Source organism: Candidatus Nomurabacteria bacterium (assembly GCA_023898645.1).
In the GTDB taxonomy this organism is placed as follows: domain Bacteria; phylum Patescibacteriota; class Saccharimonadia; order Saccharimonadales; family Saccharimonadaceae; genus UBA2112.
The window spans coordinates 185062-202378 of sequence record CP060232.1; the positions used below are offsets into that span (position 1 = coordinate 185062).

General features: G+C 47.2%; 11 protein-coding genes. 9 read left to right on the plus strand and 2 right to left on the minus strand.

Annotated elements, in window-relative coordinates; genetic code table 11:
* Positions 1-6 precede the first annotated feature (6 nt).
* The 4 genes from H6797_00870 to H6797_00885 all read left to right on the plus strand — a co-directional run bounded on the left by H6797_00870 (position 7) and on the right by H6797_00885 (position 10592).
* Complete coding sequence (locus tag H6797_00870) at positions 7-8169, plus strand: hypothetical protein (GenBank protein ID USN96738.1); 8163 nt, start codon at positions 7-9, stop codon at positions 8167-8169.
* Complete coding sequence (locus H6797_00875) at positions 8169-8816, plus strand: hypothetical protein (GenBank protein ID USN96739.1); 648 nt, start codon at positions 8169-8171, stop codon at positions 8814-8816. The genes H6797_00870 and H6797_00875 overlap by 1 nt, the downstream gene beginning before the upstream one ends.
* Complete coding sequence (locus tag H6797_00880; GenBank protein USN96740.1) at positions 8770-9459, plus strand: hypothetical protein; 690 nt, start codon at positions 8770-8772, stop codon at positions 9457-9459. The genes H6797_00875 and H6797_00880 overlap by 47 nt, the downstream gene beginning before the upstream one ends.
* A 233-nt stretch (positions 9460-9692) precedes the next feature.
* Complete coding sequence (locus H6797_00885; protein USN96741.1) at positions 9693-10592, plus strand: hypothetical protein; 900 nt, start codon at positions 9693-9695, stop codon at positions 10590-10592.
* On the opposite strand, the gene H6797_00890 is transcribed toward H6797_00885, so the two are convergent.
* Positions 10589-11128, minus strand: a complete 540-nt coding sequence (locus H6797_00890) for a hypothetical protein (protein ID USN96742.1) — start codon at positions 11126-11128, stop codon at positions 10589-10591. The genes H6797_00885 and H6797_00890 overlap by 4 nt on opposite strands.
* Positions 11129-11173: 45 nt before the next feature.
* Between H6797_00890 and H6797_00895 the strand changes: the two genes are divergently transcribed.
* The 5 genes from H6797_00895 to H6797_00915 all read left to right on the plus strand — a co-directional run bounded on the left by H6797_00895 (position 11174) and on the right by H6797_00915 (position 16641).
* Positions 11174-12247, plus strand: a complete 1074-nt coding sequence (locus H6797_00895; protein USN96743.1) for a hypothetical protein — start codon at positions 11174-11176, stop codon at positions 12245-12247.
* 93 nt (positions 12248-12340) lie between these two features.
* A complete protein-coding gene (locus H6797_00900; GenBank protein ID USN96744.1) occupies positions 12341-13339 on the plus strand; it encodes a hypothetical protein in 999 nt (332 codons plus the stop codon).
* Entirely contained in the window at positions 13314-14456 is a 1143-nt protein-coding gene (locus H6797_00905) for a hypothetical protein (protein ID USN96745.1), read from the plus strand. The genes H6797_00900 and H6797_00905 overlap by 26 nt, the downstream gene beginning before the upstream one ends.
* Before the next feature lie 85 nt (positions 14457-14541).
* The gene (gene rocD / locus H6797_00910) at positions 14542-15729 is read left to right on the plus strand and encodes an ornithine--oxo-acid transaminase (protein USN96746.1); all 1188 of its coding nucleotides are present in this window, start codon (positions 14542-14544) and stop codon (positions 15727-15729) included.
* The gene (locus H6797_00915) at positions 15730-16641 is read left to right on the plus strand and encodes a hypothetical protein (protein USN96747.1); all 912 of its coding nucleotides are present in this window, start codon (positions 15730-15732) and stop codon (positions 16639-16641) included.
* Here the strand turns inward: H6797_00915 and H6797_00920 are convergent.
* A complete protein-coding gene (locus H6797_00920) occupies positions 16638-17285 on the minus strand; it encodes a nucleoside monophosphate kinase (GenBank protein ID USN96748.1) in 648 nt (215 codons plus the stop codon). The two genes, H6797_00915 and H6797_00920, sit on opposite strands and share 4 nt — an antisense overlap.
* Between the last annotated feature and the right edge of the window lie 32 nt (positions 17286-17317).

Below are 17317 nucleotides of genomic sequence, written 5' to 3' on the forward strand. Positions count from 1 at the left end.
CTTGTTGTGGTAGAGCAACGATTACCTGCTATTGATGGTGACGAAGGGCATTGGGGCGAGATCCTTAATCAATTTCTTTCTAAGGAGCACCACAATACTGGTCTGGACGACCCAACCAACGGTGGCCACCAAAAAATCACCATTCAACCCGGTACCGCAGCTGCTGGCACTGCACCGCTCAAGTTCACCAGTGGCACACTCCTCACCGCTCCCGAAGCCGGAGCCATGGAATTCGCCGGAGACAATTACTACCTCACGCAAACGACTGGCACTACCCGCAAAAAGATCGCCGCTTACGACGATACCTCTGGCGCCACCGGCGACATCTACTACCGCAATTCATCTGGCTACTTCACCCGACTCGGCGTTGGCTCTACTGGTAATGTCCTTACTGTTGCCGGAGGTATCCCTTCGTGGTCTTCTTCTATTAGCAACACGAGCACCATCACTCTCAAAGACACGAACTTCACTTTGCAAGATGACGGCAATACGACCAAGCAGCTCAAGTTTGAACTCAGTGGCATATCTGCAAGCACTACGAGAACTCTTACAGTTCCAGACGCCAATACGACAATCGTGGGTACCGACGTCACGCAGACGTTGACGAATAAAACCATTACTAGTCCGACGATTGATGGCACGCCAATTAGTACATTTGCTGATACGTCGGGCGGTTCTACGGTTGGGCGTAAATATCTCCTAGATATACCTATCGTTCCAGATCAAACAAGTGCTGGTGTGAGCGGCGGCGCAACTATTGTGGGCTTGCAAAATGATCTGGCGTATTTAACGGCACGAGGTGGTGCGATTACAGTTACCCAAAACAGTGTTGATATATCAAGTTCGGTGTTGCCTGAAAACTGGTTCATTCCAGGTAATTATGTCAATTTGCCTGTAGATGCAACAAGCGATGTATACGTCATCACGATCACTAGGCCAACTAGTAATATATATAGTAATTATTGGGGGTGGGGCCAGATAGGGCTTAATTTTCGTAACGGATTCCACGCCAAAGACGTAAAGCTTGAGGTCAACTCAGGTGGCGTATGGACGACACTGCTTGATGTTACGAATGATTCATCATCTGCAAAATTTGCTCGTTATCAGACACTTAATCCGCCATACGCTGAGCAATTTCGAATTACTCTAACTAATCTAGCTTACGTCAATGTTACTGGTCTGCGAATACAGAATATTTGGGCGACGAGTTTATCGGCCAATCCGGCGGTAATGTCTAACCTTACGTATTTACCTCGCGGAGGCGGCTCTATTATTGGTACGTCTGCGGCACCTCCAACATTTACAGCAGCAGGAAATGATTCAAATATTGGTATCAACTTGGTACCAAAGGGTACGGGAACTGTCACGGTAGGGGGAGTGGACGTCGTTACAACAACTGGTACCCAAACGCTGACGAATAAGACGCTGACAAATCCTAGAATTAATCAGATTAATGACACCAACGGAAACACCTCTATAGCACTAATTGCCACTGCTAGTGCTGTGAGCTATTTGCATGTAACCAATGCTGCCACCGGGTCGTTTGCCGTCGGAGGTGGTGTAGTACTGAGGCCAGAAAGCACCGATACAGACGTTAACTTACTCGCCAAGCCGAGAGGATCTGGGTATGTTGGTATTTCTGATTCTGCGTCTGGCTGGATCGCAAAGTTCGCACGAACCGCTGGCGCAAATGCTAATTATTGGAACATTCAAGGGAGTAGTGCAGGCGGCGCAGTGACGCTTACTGCTGCGGGTACTGACAGCTCCATCAATGCCAATATTGTCTCCAAGGGTACGGGTACAGTCCAGGCAAATGGTGTCGATGTCGTCACGACCACCGGCACGCAAACTCTGACGAACAAAACTATCTCTGGCGCTTCTAATACCCTAAGTAATATTCCTCAATCGGCAATTACCAATCTAACTACTGACATCACCACTGCTCAGACTACTGCCGACACTGCGCAGAAGTTCATCGATCTCAAGGCGTCCGGATTGCCTAATATAGCTTCCGATCCAAGCTGTTCGGTTCCTGAATTGTGGGCTACTAATGGTTTTGGCTCCAACTGGACGGGAGAAGTCAGCAATGAGCAGGCAGTTTCGGGTACCCAATCGCTGAAGATGACGATTACTGGATCGTCATACCCCACGCTAACCTTCCTACGTACTAAGGATGGCGATTATATTCCAGACATCGACTCGCTTCGGGTTCGCCCAGGCGACAAATTTTACATGGAAGTGTATATTCGAGCCCATGCTTCGAATGCTGTCACTAATACACTCTTTTATATTCAAGCGTGGTCTACTGACTCCACAGGGGTAAATGGCTACGCCTTCATCAATAGTACCGGAGTCGCGCCAAGTACGAGTGGCTGGACGAAGCTAACTCATACCTATACAGTGCCTGCCGGTCGGGATCGATTGAACATAAGACTCGCCGGAAGCCTCAACAATGGGATTGGCGATATTTATTATGTCGACAATCTATTGTGGTTGAATGTTACCGATACTCAAGACATCATAGACAATGTTTATCAGGGTATAAACGGCGGATCTAGTACGTGGAATTCACTTGCTACTATGAAGACCGCTATCCAATCTCTAGTCACGCTCACAGGCACTCAGACTCTTACAAATAAGACGTTGACGTCGCCAAAGATTAATCAAATTCTCGACAGCAATGGCGTGGCTGTCCTTGGCCTTACTACTACTGCAAGTGCAGCAAACTATGTCAATATCCGCAACAAGGCTGCCGGTTCTGGTCCGTTTGTCGAGACAGCTGGTTCTGATACCGATATTCCTCTTAATTTAAGCACGAAGGGTACAGGCCTTATCCATCTTTCTCCTGGTGGTACTGCGGCGCTGCAGGTTGGATATACTGCATCATCTGTAAACTATTTTAGACTTACAGGAAGCGCAACTGGTTCTGGACCGACGCTTTTCGCGAATGGCACCGACACGAATGTCGACATGTTGCTGACGACTAAGGGCTCGGGTGTTGTTAAGGCAAATGGTGTTGAAGTGGTGACTGTAGACGGCACCCAAACTTTGACGAACAAAACAATCACATCACCTGTGATTAATAGTGCTACTGGTATCTCTGTTGGTGCGGTGGTATCTCCTACTGGTTCATCGAATCCTCCTAAAATTACCTTTAATCTGACATACGGCACGAATTCGCCGGGTAGTAATGCCAACCAAAAGATTCAACTCTACGCGGGCTATGGTTTTGGCTTGTCTGCTTCTATGCTTGAATACCAAGTAGTTACTGGCGCTGTCCATCGCTTCTTCGTAGGTGGCAGCGAACGAATGTCGATAAGTGGATCTGATGTGACAATCGGTGGAGTATCCGCTGCAACTACAACAGGTACGCAAACCCTCACCAATAAAACACTGACATCACCTAAGGTAAATTCAATCTATGATACCAATGGCGCAAACGCGCTGTATATGACACCTACAGCGAATGCAGTTAATTATACCGAGTTGCGAAACGCTCCGGCGGGAAGCGCTAATCAGATTCGAAGTATTGGAGCAGACACGAATATTAGCATGATGTTGGTGCCTAAGGGTAGCGGAAACGTTCAAATCTATTCCAATACCGGCATTACTCCGACTATTACTGCTGTTGGTGCAGATGCCAATCACAATCTAAACCTCGTTCCTAAAGGCACTGGCACAGTACAGGCAAATGGTGTCGATATCGTTACTATATCTGGTACACAAACTCTCGCCAACAAAACTCTGACGAGTCCAAAAATAAATGCAATACTGGATACGAATGGCGCCACATCTCTTTCGGTTGGTGCCACAGCAAGTGCTGTAAACTATCTGACGATTAATAATTCAGCCACGTCTTTGGCACCTAATCTTACCGCGACCGGATCTGACGCGAATATCAATCTAGACCTTAATCCAAAGGGCTCGGGCAAGGTACGAATTATCGGTGTTCCAGTAGTAACCGAAACTGGCGGAGCGACCCTTACCAATAAAACTATCTCTGCGTCGAGCAATACTATATCTAATATTGCTGTATCAAATCTCGACGCCAGTGCAGTTGTGACGGCAGCAGAAACTATAGCAGCCAACAACAACGACACGACTATTCCAACTTCGGCGGCAGTAAAGAGTTACGTAGATAGCACGGGTAGTGGAGATGCATCGACCAATACTGCAACGTCGGTAGATAGCGAAGTGGCTGTATTTTCTGGTACGACAGGCAAGTTACTCAAGCGCGCCACAGGCAGCGGTGTAGCCATACTAACATCGGGTGTCCTGAGCACAGTTACGGCACCGAGTGGCACGATTGTTGGTACCACCGACGCGCAGACACTTACCAACAAAACGCTCACAAGTCCGACGATTAATGGAGCGACAATTACTGGTACGGTTCAGCTTCCTGAGCCGAATCAACTTACTGTTTCCTCGGCAAGTTTGACTAACAAGAATTACGCTATATCCAATGACGTTTCGATTGGTGCATATCCTGCTTTCAATGCTTTTAGTAAGTACTTGTGGCACGATATTCTCCGATTTGGTAGGTGGATTGGAACGGGCACCTATGAAACATATGCAAGCGGTTCTTGGTCGAGTGCTACTAATCCGACAATCGTTTTCGCCGGCAAGGAGTCTGGTGCGTATACACTCGCCGACGGAGCAACAACTACTGCCGTACGATGGACGTGGAATTCCGGCAATTTGTCATATAGTGGCCTATCTTGGATAATGATTGGCTTCGGCTATGGTAGTCCGGCTCCAAGTAATGAAGTTACAGTTGAATCAGGTACAGACGGTACCAACTGGACGACCCGACATACCTCTACTACAACTGCCAATGCGACGTTCGCGGCCTTTCCGTTGACGGGTGTGGGTGGTGATACGTATTTACGCTTGACTATCACTACTACAAACAGTCGGCCTATTTACCTCAATTCGATAAAGGGACTAACTAACAGGCCCGCAAATCAAGGTGGTGGTGCGGATACTGAGTATCCTTATGACTGGGATGCCAATCGAAATATCACTCTGGGATCAGGGATTACTGCGCGCTCCGACGGTATTCTTAATATTGGCTCTACGACTACGACTACAGCTGCGGGCGGTATTTATTTTGGCAACGACACGAACTTATATCGCAGCGCAGCGAACACCCTCAAGACAGACGACAATCTAGCCATCGGTACATCCACTCAGACCGCCACAGCTACCCCCGCCAACATCAACCTCGGTGGTACGTATGGCAACAATACCGTTGGTACTCAGGGTAATCTCAAGTTGCGACTATACGACAATGGTAGTGGCAGCAACCATTTTGGTTTGGGTATTTCGGATTCCAAGCTGGAATATCAGGTACCGAATGGGTCTGGCCATCATTTTTATGTCAATGGCGTCGAGCGGCTCAAGATTACCAACTCTTTGGTGCAGGTTGCCGGTGCTGATGTAGTCACCACTACTGGCACGCAGACATTGACCAACAAAACTCTGACGAGTCCAAAAATAAATGCAATACTGGATACGAATGGCGCCACATCTCTTTCGGTTGGTGCCACAGCAAGTGCTGTAAACTATCTGACGATTAATAATTCAGCCACGTCTTTGGCACCTAATCTTACCGCGACCGGATCTGACGCGAATATCAATCTAGACCTTAATCCAAAGGGCTCGGGCAAGGTACGAATTATCGGTGTTCCAGTAGTAACCGAAACTGGCGGAGCGACCCTTACCAATAAAACTATCTCTGCGTCGAGCAATACTATATCTAATATTGCTGTATCAAATCTCGACGCCAGTGCAGTTGTGACGGCAGCAGAAACTATAGCAGCCAACAACAACGACACGACTATTCCAACTTCGGCGGCAGTAAAGAGTTACGTAGATAGCACGGGTAGTGGAGATGCATCGACCAATACTGCAACGTCGGTAGATAGCGAAGTGGCTGTATTTTCTGGTACGACAGGCAAGTTACTCAAGCGCGCCACAGGCAGCGGTGTAGCCATACTAACATCGGGTGTCCTGAGCACAGTTACGGCACCGAGTGGCACGATTGTTGGTACCACCGACGCGCAGACACTTACCAACAAAACGCTCACAAGTCCGACGATTAATGGAGCGACAATTACTGGTACGGTTCAGCTTCCTGAGCCGAATCAACTTACTGTTTCCTCGGCAAGTTTGACTAACAAGAATTACGCTATATCCAATGACGTTTCGATTGGTGCATATCCTGCTTTCAATGCTTTTAGTAAGTACTTGTGGCACGATATTCTCCGATTTGGTAGGTGGATTGGAACGGGCACCTATGAAACATATGCAAGCGGTTCTTGGTCGAGTGCTACTAATCCGACAATCGTTTTCGCCGGCAAGGAGTCTGGTGCGTATACACTCGCCGACGGAGCAACAACTACTGCCGTACGATGGACGTGGAATTCCGGCAATTTGTCATATAGTGACCTATCTTGGATAATGATTGGCTTCGGCTATGGTAGTCCGGCTCCAAGTAATGAAGTTACAGTTGAATCAGGTACAGACGGTACCAACTGGACGACCCGACATACCTCTACTACAACTGCCAATGCGACGTTCGCGGCCTTTCCGTTGACGGGTGTGGGTGGTGATACGTATTTACGCTTGACTATCACTACTACAAACAGTCGGCCTATTTACCTCAATTCGATAAAGGGACTAACTAACAGGCCCGCAAATCAAGGTGGTGGTGCGGATACTGAGTATCCTTATGACTGGGATGCCAATCGAAATATCACTCTGGGATCAGGGATTACTGCGCGCTCCGACGGTATTCTTAATATTGGCTCTACGACTACGACTACAGCTGCGGGCGGTATTTATTTTGGCAACGACACGAACTTATATCGCAGCGCAGCGAACACCCTCAAGACAGACGACAATCTAGCCATCGGTACATCCACTCAGACCGCCACAGCTACCCCCGCCAACATCAACCTCGGTGGTACGTATGGCAACAATACCGTTGGTACTCAGGGTAATCTCAAGTTGCGACTATACGACAATGGTAGTGGCAGCAACCATTTTGGTTTGGGTATTTCGGATTCCAAGCTGGAATATCAGGTACCGAATGGGTCTGGCCATCATTTTTATGTCAATGGCGTCGAGCGGCTCAAGATTACCAACTCTTTGGTGCAGGTTGCCGGTGCTGATGTAGTCACCACTACTGGCACGCAGACATTGACCAACAAAACTCTGACGAGTCCAAAAATAAATGCAATACTGGATACGAATGGCGCCACATCTCTTTCGGTTGGTGCCACAGCAAGTGCTGTAAACTATCTGACGATTAATAATTCAGCCACGTCTTTGGCACCTAATCTTACCGCGACCGGATCTGACGCGAATATCAATCTAGACCTTAATCCAAAGGGCTCGGGCAAGGTACGAATTATCGGTGTTCCAGTAGTAACCGAAACTGGCGGAGCGACCCTTACCAATAAAACTATCTCTGCGTCGAGCAATACTATATCTAATATTGCTGTATCAAATCTCGACGCCAGTGCAGTTGTGACGGCAGCAGAAACTATAGCAGCCAACAACAACGACACGACTATTCCAACTTCGGCGGCAGTAAAGAGTTACGTAGATAGCACGGGTAGTGGAGATGCATCGACCAATACTGCAACGTCGGTAGATAGCGAAGTGGCTGTATTTTCTGGTACGACAGGCAAGTTACTCAAGCGCGCCACAGGCAGCGGTGTAGCCATACTAACATCGGGTGTCCTGAGCACAGTCACGGCTCCAAGCGGTACGATTGTTGGCACCACGGACGCGCAAACGCTTACAAACAAGACTTTAACAAGCCCGACAGTCAATGGCTATACCGAGGGTGTTGTGGCTATCGGAACCGTGACAACGAGCTACACGCTTGCTATCACAAGCGGCACAGTACTCACGGCTACATTGACTGCCTCGACCGCATGTACGTTTACTATGCCTACGGCTACGGCGGGCAAATCATTTACGTTGATGCTTAAGCAAGCGGCAAGCACGGGCAACGGCACCGCAACATTCACAGGTGTGAAATGGAATGCGGCTGGCGCCCCTACGATCACGGCAACTGCAGGGAAGATGGATATACTTAGCTTCTTCTCAGACGGAACAAATTGGTACGGATCATATACACAGGGGTATACGCCGTAATGTTTGCTGCTACGAGTGCCTTTTTTACTGCATCTGCAGCCTTGGTGACAGGCTATCTGTCTACAGGAGCTGGAGATAGTTCTGCTACATCTAGGACAACCGCCACGTGGAATCATATTGTGGATGACACAACCAACGGTTACTTAGTTGTCTATGTAATGCACTATAATAGCGCTTACACAATCTCCTCCGTTACTTGTAATGGTACGAATATGACTGCGATTAGTGCTCAAGTAAATTGGTCTGACGGAGGTAGTTATGGCTTGAGGGCATACGGTATTGCAAATCCTACGGTAGGAACAAATACAATTGTAGCTACACTTTCGTCAAGTACGTACATAACTGGTCAGTCGGTATTCTACTCTAATGTAGATGGTTCTAATGTATCTACGAGTACTACTTTCTCGAATGCTTCTATTCCTTGGTCTGACTCTGTAACTGTACCGGCGAGTGGTATGGTTTCTCATGCCTTCGGTTCGCTTGGCGCACCAGCGGACACTCCAACTGGCGGAACGATTCGATATAATTACGGTACGCATTATAACTGGCTTACTATACAAGATACGGACACATCAGATACCTTTGCTACAGTAAGTGGCAATGGCCGCGGCTGGGGGGCTATTAGTGTATCTCTTCCCCGTGCCTGATTCTGGGTATAGTCCTCCGCCACCTCCTACGTTAGACTTTCTTGCCGCTGGCGATACTGCAGATAATAACTCATTAAAGACTCTCACCTGGTCGCACACTACCACTGCTGGTGCATGGGTGTTTTTATGGTTGGCACATTTCGCCCAGACTGGTGGTCCGAATACTGTTACTTATGACGGGAATGATATTACTGGAAACTTATTAGCATCTACAGCTTATACCGATAGTACCTATCTTAAGTTATATGGTTTTCAGGATGTCACAGGTGGTACAAAAACTTTTGCGATAACTCAAGGTGGCGGTAACACAATGAGGTATGCCGTAGCTAATTCTGTATCTTATACGGGCATAGCATCGGTGGGTACGCCAGCAACTGCTACTGGTACGCTCACGGAAACGATTAATTGTGTCTCGAATCAATATATCTTGCAGTCTTTTGCACGATACTCAGGTACTGCTACAGGTACTATGAATGCTGCTTTCAGCGGCGGTGCGGCTGGAATAAACATTTTTGACAATGTAGTGCGCGCGACAGGAGGTCGAGGTGGTATATTGATTAACTTTGCCGATGCTAGTACTACATTTTCACTTTCCGATAGTCTCGTAGCGCATAGTATAGGGGTTGTACTAACGAGAACGTAGTTAAGGATTTTTATCCTTATGAAGTAACTGCTGTCTCTGGAACGATATATCTTGGTACAGATAGAGCCCTCAATATGTTTGGATTACATACCTGCTGGCCGCTGGTATACTTACATTTATATGGTGAATGAACGAATCAATAAATAAATCTCATATTATGATAGTGCATAAAGCTATAGTGGGGTAAGCTTGTATGTGTGGCGGACCAATATGATGCTGATATGTGCGAAATTATGAAGAGAACAAAGCTCATGGCTGCTACATTGGTGACAATTCTATGTTTTTTACTTGCTCCTGCCCAGACGGTATGCGCCATAAGAGATATAAAGGGTCTAGCGCTCGCTCCCTTACGAACAGAATTGTCAGTTTCGCCGAGTGAGACAATCAGTCGCAAACTCCAACTTACAAATTATTCAGATACGCAAATGACCGTGCGCTTGGACGCCGAAGAGTTTGGGGTGGTGAATCAGCAATACGATTATTCGTTTGACGCGCAGTCTGATGTGTCGAAGTGGGTGTCGTTTGATTCTCCTGAGGTAGATATTGATCCTGGTAAGACTCATGTGGTGTCGTATGTTGTAGACGTGCCGCAAAATGCCGAACCGGGCGGGCGATATATAAGTCTCTTTGCATCGAGCGATGTACAAACTGCACCGGGCGAAATCCACACCGAGCAACGAATCGCGTCGCTGCTATATTTGACCGTAAGGGGCGACGTAACGCGAATTGGCAGCCTGAAATCACTCAAAAGCCCGGTCGTGTTTGACGGTTATGAACCATGGAAGTTGGTTGTCGCGAATACCGGCACGGCGCATTTTCGTAGTAAATACACAGTCAGTGTGAGGAGCATATTTGATAATAGCGAGGTTGCCTCGCGGAGTGGTGATTCGCTCGTACTGCCGCACACCACGCGAGCTATCTCGGCGCAGATGCCAGTATTGAAATATGTAGGCGTGTATCGAGCCGTATATACCGTTGGGCTGGGCGATGCGCCTGCGGCTAAGAGGGAATTTATAATCTACTTTTTGCCCAAGCAATCGTATGTGCCGCTTGCTTCGCTAACTGTCATAGTCATTGCGGGAATATCGTATGTAGTCTGGAAACTGCGACAACGAACGAAAAAGACTGCCTAATCAATATCTGGCACGGCAGTGTATACGATCGATGTGGTGTAATTGCCCGCTGGTTTTGCAAGGTCGACCTTGACACCGTAAGTGATAGTAGTGATATCGCCATACATTGCTGGGCCAGTGAGCGAGCGGATGAGTGTGTCGGTGAGCGAAGAGCCAACGAAATTGTTGGAACCATCGGTGTTGTACCCCCATGTATTTATTGCCAAAGGGGCAGGAGAGACATTGCCGGAAGTTGGTAAAACATCGCCAAGGTTGTCCATGTCGGTACTTGGTTCGGAACGCAGATAGAGTTTGTGACCAACTACGTCGGTAGAAGTAACGGTGACAGTGCTCGTGCCAGTCACTTGTGAACCCGATGAGGTGGGTGTGACGGCAAGCGAAACGTCGCCGTCGGTGCTAATGGCGATGTAGGTGGCGGACCCATACGGCACGTTTTCGTTGTATTTGCCTTGGTTGTATGAAGACGCATGCACTAGAGGTACGAATACAAATACCGCAACAACGCTCACTCCGATAAAGGCTATGGTTTTCTTCATGCTTGTGGTATCATTGTATCATCTGATAAACCGTAGTAATACCAAATGAAATATAGCAAGGGTAAACATTCGCGTAGGCAGACCATCCGAGGGTTGGTTTTTGCGTTTGTACTTACGGTTACCCCCTTCTTGCAAGCGCCGTTTGCAAATGCCGGTACTATTACGAATCGTAAAATCACGCTTTCTACCTCTGTAGGGGATGCTTCTGGGGTTACGTATACATTAACGAGCGACGCCCTTCCGACTACTGGTACAGCTATCAAGTCTGTCGGTGTGCAGTTTTGTACGTCACTAGAGGGCGCTTGTTCTACGCCTGCTGGTTTTTCTGCTTCTGCATCGACACTCGCTGTACAGCCTAGTGGTGTCGGCGCCGGGTCTGGATGGACAGTCAATACTGCCTCGGCCGGCTCTCTTCGTATTGTTAATGCAGCCAACGCTACCAATCCATCTGGCTCAGTCAGTATACAGTGGGGTGGAGTGCACAACCCTACCGCAACCAATACGACGTTTTATGCCAAAATCACTACGTACTCTGATGCTGCGTGGACAACAGCAGTAGACTCATCGGACACTGCACTTAGTACCTCTGCTCAAATTCAAGTCGTGCTAGATGTCAACGAGGCTCTTACATTTTGTACCGGCACTAGTATCACAGGCCAAAACTGCGCTACTGTCGCAGGGTCTACTGTGGATCTCGGTACTGCATCGACTACTGCTACCGCAACAGGTACCTCGGTATTTGCGGCATCGACAAATGGCGAGCATGGGTATACTGTCACGGTAACCGGCCCGACACTAACTTCAGGAAGTAACACTATTACGGCTATGGCTGCGAACGCTGCATCTTCGGTTGGTACAAGTCAGTTCGGTATCAATCTTGTGAGCAATGCTACTCCGTCTGTAGGATCTAACGTCAGTGGCACAGGTACGGCCGCGGCTACTGCAAATTATAATACGGCTAACTCATTTCGATTTGCTTCAGGAGATGCGGTGGCTAGTGTAAGTGTTCCTACCAACGCCAACGCGTTTACAGTCAGCTATATTGCGAACATTGCGGGTGTAACTCCTCCGGGCATTTACACGACAAATCTGCATTATGACGCCACTGCGAATTACTAGCTGCGCATAGGTAGTGTCCGATAATAACATGCATTCTGTTTTGATATTTTGGAATATCTCATAATCTGATTAGAGAGTGTAAAATAGGTGAGAATGAAGAGAATATTTAATCGAGCAACGATTTTGATTATCGCTATGCTTGTTTCCGTGTCGTTGCTCCCAGCGGATTTGTATGCGCAATCGGCAGGAGCTGCACAAGGTGTCCAACTAAGTCCATCGATAATCGAGTTGAATGCTGAGCGCGGGGGTATTTACACCCTTACTGTAGAGGTGACAAATGTTACGGCTGGGGATTTAGACTACGCAGTTTCAGTAAATGATTTTACTTCTAAGGATGAAACAGGCTCGCCAAAGGTGTTACGTAATTCTCAACTGCCTAAGCAGATTTCAATTCGTACATGGACCACGCCATCCGTATCTTCTTTTCACCTTAATACACGCAAAAGTAGTACGGTTGAGTTTAAGGTAATCGTACCAGCAGATGCCGAACCGGGTGGCCACTACGGTGTACTGGATTTTTCCGGATCTAATACAAACATAAAGCAAACAGGTGTTGGGCTGACGGCAAGCGCAGGCACGCTGCTGCTTGTGAAGGTCGACGGCGCTATCAAGGAGAATGCTTCGATTGCTTCGTTTTACACTGTGAATAATGGCAAAGAGTCGAACTTTTTTGAAAATAGTCCGGTGAGTTTTATTACCCGGGTTCAAAATACCGGCAACATTCATATCAAGCCGTTTGGCGCCATTGAGCTAAAAAATATGTTTGGATCGATTGTGGCTACACTGCCGGTAAACAAAGTGCAGTCTAATGTTTTGCCTAAGAGTATTCGGCGTTTTGACAGTACCTATGGTGAGTATATGATCGGTTTTTATACTGCAACGGTAACACTCGGCTATGGATCGCAGGGGCAAGCGATTATTGCAAGTACGTCGTTTTGGGTCATACCATACAAATTGATAGCGACCATTCTACTCGTGATCGCGCTGGTTATCTTTATTCTCAGAAGGATACAGATAGCGTACAATAGGAGAGTAATCAAAAAATACAAAAACGCACAACAAAAAGATGATTCGAAAGAAAGCAAAAACTAAAACTACTCGGTATAAAGTCAAAAAGGTTGCGCATCCGATAGCTACCAAGTTAAAGCTTTTGCAACATGCCCATACCGGGCGTATTGTTCATCGTCACCATACGTCGTATCCAGTTCTATTAATACTTCTTGTTATTACGGGATTTTTTGTGTTCGTTGGGTATGATATTTCGGCGGCCGATACAAATGTGACCGTCGGTCTTACCGTGCCTGCGGAGCCACCTACCGAAGGTGCGGTAATCACATCGCCCAAAAATGGTACCGTTTCTAAAAAGGCAATAATCGATGTTAAAGGAACATGTTCTATTACGTCTGAAGTCGTTGTGTATAGTAATAACACGCTTGTTGGTTCGACATTATGCACGACAGAATCGACATTTCAGCTGAAAATTCAGCTATTTGGTGGCATTAATAAACTGACAGCATTGAACTATAATGGCATGAACCAAGCTGGGCCGATTACGCCTAGCGTGAAAGTGATATACGTGGCACCTCCAAATACAGGAGCCACAGAGGTACCGGTGTACCCAATCGTGGTTCCGGGCGTAACGCCAACGTCGCCTGAATCTTGTACGCAAAAAGCAACGTCTGATGCGTGTAACAAAACATATGTGGTGTCGTGCAACGACTACAGCTCAAACAAGGGCATTCCGGTATCAAAAGAAGTTCGCGCAGCAATCATTTGCCTGCAACGTCATGTGAGTACCGCAGGAGAAACGATAATCGGCATATTGGTGTGGGGCGGCAGCCCGCCATATGCCGTCACGATTAACTGGGGCGATGGTTCTGCGGACTTGGTAAAGAGTATAAGTAAGCCGGGGTATTTTACGGTCTCAAAAAAGTACACTGAAAAAGGCCAATACACCATTGAGGTGCAGTCTTTTGATAGTAATGGTAAGCAGGCATTTATGCAGGCGACAATTGATGTTTCCGGACCAGAAAAGCCAAAAGATTTTATTGGCTATGTAGGTAATAGCATGAATCTATCTTGGTTTGATTCGCCCGTTCCAACGTATTTTCTTGCTGTCGCAATCGTGATTGGATTTTGGGCTGGTGATTATTTTGAGCGGGCGATTCTTGCAACTCGCAAGGTACGCGGACGTCGTCGGCATGCGTAGCGAAATATACGTTTTGCTGCAAATATGAAGTAATACGAATAACGGAGTATACTAACACATAACGGGTGGCAGAAAGAGGAGCAATATGACTGAAAAATGGTCCGCGAATAACTATCATGAATTAAATGATATTGCGCTTGAATATGGAGAACGCACATGGGTGCGAGATGTCGAAGGTACGTGGTATCTCGATTGCTTGGCTGGTTATTCTGCCAATAACTTTGGTCATCGAAATCCCGCTCTTGTTGAAGCCGCTAAAAACCAGCTCAATAAGTTGACACTGACTGCGCGCGCATATAAGCAAGATCAGTTGGAGCCGTTTTGTCGGGAGCTTGGTGAACTAACTAGCAAAGAGGCGGTATTGCCAATGAATACCGGTGCCGAGGCAGTTGAGACTGCTATCAAACTTTCACGTAAGTGGGGGTATGAAGTAAAAGGAATTCCAAAAAACAAGGCGAATATCATCGTCATGCATGATAATTTTCATGGTCGCACAACTTCGATTGTTGGATTTTCTGACGATAACTCTGCAAGGGGCGGGTTTGGTCCATTTGCTCCCGGTTTTCGGCGTGTCGCGTATGGAGATTCTCGGGCTATTGAAAACGCTATAGATGAAAATACAGCTGCTATTTTGTTTGAACCTATTCAAGGAGAAGCGGGGGTTATTATCCCGCCAAATGGTTATTTACGAGAAATTCGTGACATATGTAATCGTGAAAACGTGTTGATGATGGCAGACGAAATTCAGTCTGGTTTTGGCCGTACAGGCGAGGATTTTGTATGCGAACATGAGGGCGTGGAACCGGATGTATATATATTGGGAAAGGCGCTCGGAGGAGGTATTGTACCTGTTTCGGCAGTATGCGCGAATCGCGATATCATGGATGTGATCAAGGCGGGTGAGCATGGCAGTACATTTGGCGGCAATCCTTTGGCTTGTGCTGTTGGTCGAGCAGCGATAGGGCTTCTTAATACTGGCCGATATCAAAAAAATGCTCGTGATCGTGGACGAGAAATGCAAGCAGGACTCGAAGAATTAATAGGTCATGGCGTGACCGAAGTACGCAGCAGGGGTTTGTGGTTTGGTGTCGACATTGACCCTGCGCTAATGACTGGTCGCAGGGCTTGCGAGCGATTATTGCAACGCAATGTTCTTGCCAAGGATACGCATGGATCCACGATTCGTTTTTCGCCACCACTCAATATCTTTCCGGAAGAGGTTGACTTTGCGGTACGGCAGCTGCGCGACACGTTGTACGCCGCAAGGAGGTAAATGATGGCAGGAGCAATTATTAACCGCACTGTTTTATTGTCCGACACCAAAAACTATAGGGGTGTTGTAGAGCTCAATGTCTATAGTGACAAGGATATTCAGCCCGATAATGAAGTGGCAAAGATCGAGCACGATTCTGTTGTGGAGGCACTCGGCATTATTGGCGCTCGGGTAGTACGGTGTGCGTCTGCGAAGAATTGGCAGGATAGTGTTTACACGGCCAATTGGGCTTTTTGTCGTCGCGACGTTGCCCTAATGGCAAGATTACCAAATGCTCGCAAAGGCGAAGTAAAACACGCCGAGCGTATATTACGAGGTTTGGGCAAGCAGATTATTCATCCACCACGTAGCATAGAGCGCTATAGCGGCCAGGGGGACACATTGGCATGTGGAAACGTTCTTTTCGTTGGTTCAGGGTATAGAACAGATTCAGGCATGGCTGATTATTTGCAACACCTTTGGCCAGATTATACTGTCGTGCCTGTTCAGACTATTCCGAAGCTCGATGAAAACGGCGGGGTAATGATCAACAAAGTATCTGGCTGGGAAGATAGTGAGTTTTACGACATTGACTTAGCTATGGCTATACTGAGACCACCTACAGAGAAAAACCACGGGCTTATAGCTGTATGTAACGAAGCATTTTCAAGCGAAAGTTTACAAAGAATTGAACTTGCCTGCGCCACTAATCGCATTAAAATGTTAGATGTTGATTACAATGAGGCTGTTAACGCATTCGCCTGCAACCTCATAAGCAATGGTGTTGATAAGGTAGTAATGAGCACGGGGGCGCCAACATTCGCACAAAAATTGCGAGAAAACAAATTCGAAGCTATCGAGCGGAATTTGAAAGAACTCAACAAAGCTGGCGGCGGCGGTCGCTGTATTGGATTGACACTAGATAACGACTAAGATTCTTTAGAGGATGCCAGCATAAATAGGCGAGCGAGGATAGACTTGAGCACTTCTTCTTTGCTTGCATCGCTATCTACTTCGATAACAAGACCACGCTTGCGGTACTCTTCTATGACTGGAATTGTTTTGTTATTAAATTCATCTATACGAGTTTTCAGTATATGCACGGCGTCTTCGGGGCGGTCGCCGCGGTCTCCTGCCTCTTGGGATACGGCTTGTCGTTCATAAACGGTAGCCTGCTTGAGGTGTAGGTACACGACGGCCTTTATGGGGTGACCTGATTCCTCGGCGGCTTTCATAATTTCTTGCTCTTCGCCGATCCACCTCCCGACAGAGCTTAAAATAAGCGGCTGACCGTTAAACTCTTCGCGACTAAAATAGGGCTCGAAAAGCGAAAGAAACACATCGGATGGCGGTAACCCGCCTGAGTCAAGAATTTCTCTTACTTCCGGACTAAGACTATCTTTGCTATCACGAAAAACCTTTCCTGAGCTTAATAGTGGTGCATCAAAGAGCTGAGCCAGTTCATGGCCATGGGTATCTTTGCCGGCAAAGGGAAGCCCAAAGATATTAATCGCGCCTGCGCCGAGCCATTTTTTTATTTTATCGAGATGATCGGTAGATATTGGTAGTTTTTCCATATGTATAGTATATAGAACCTTTTTCGACCACA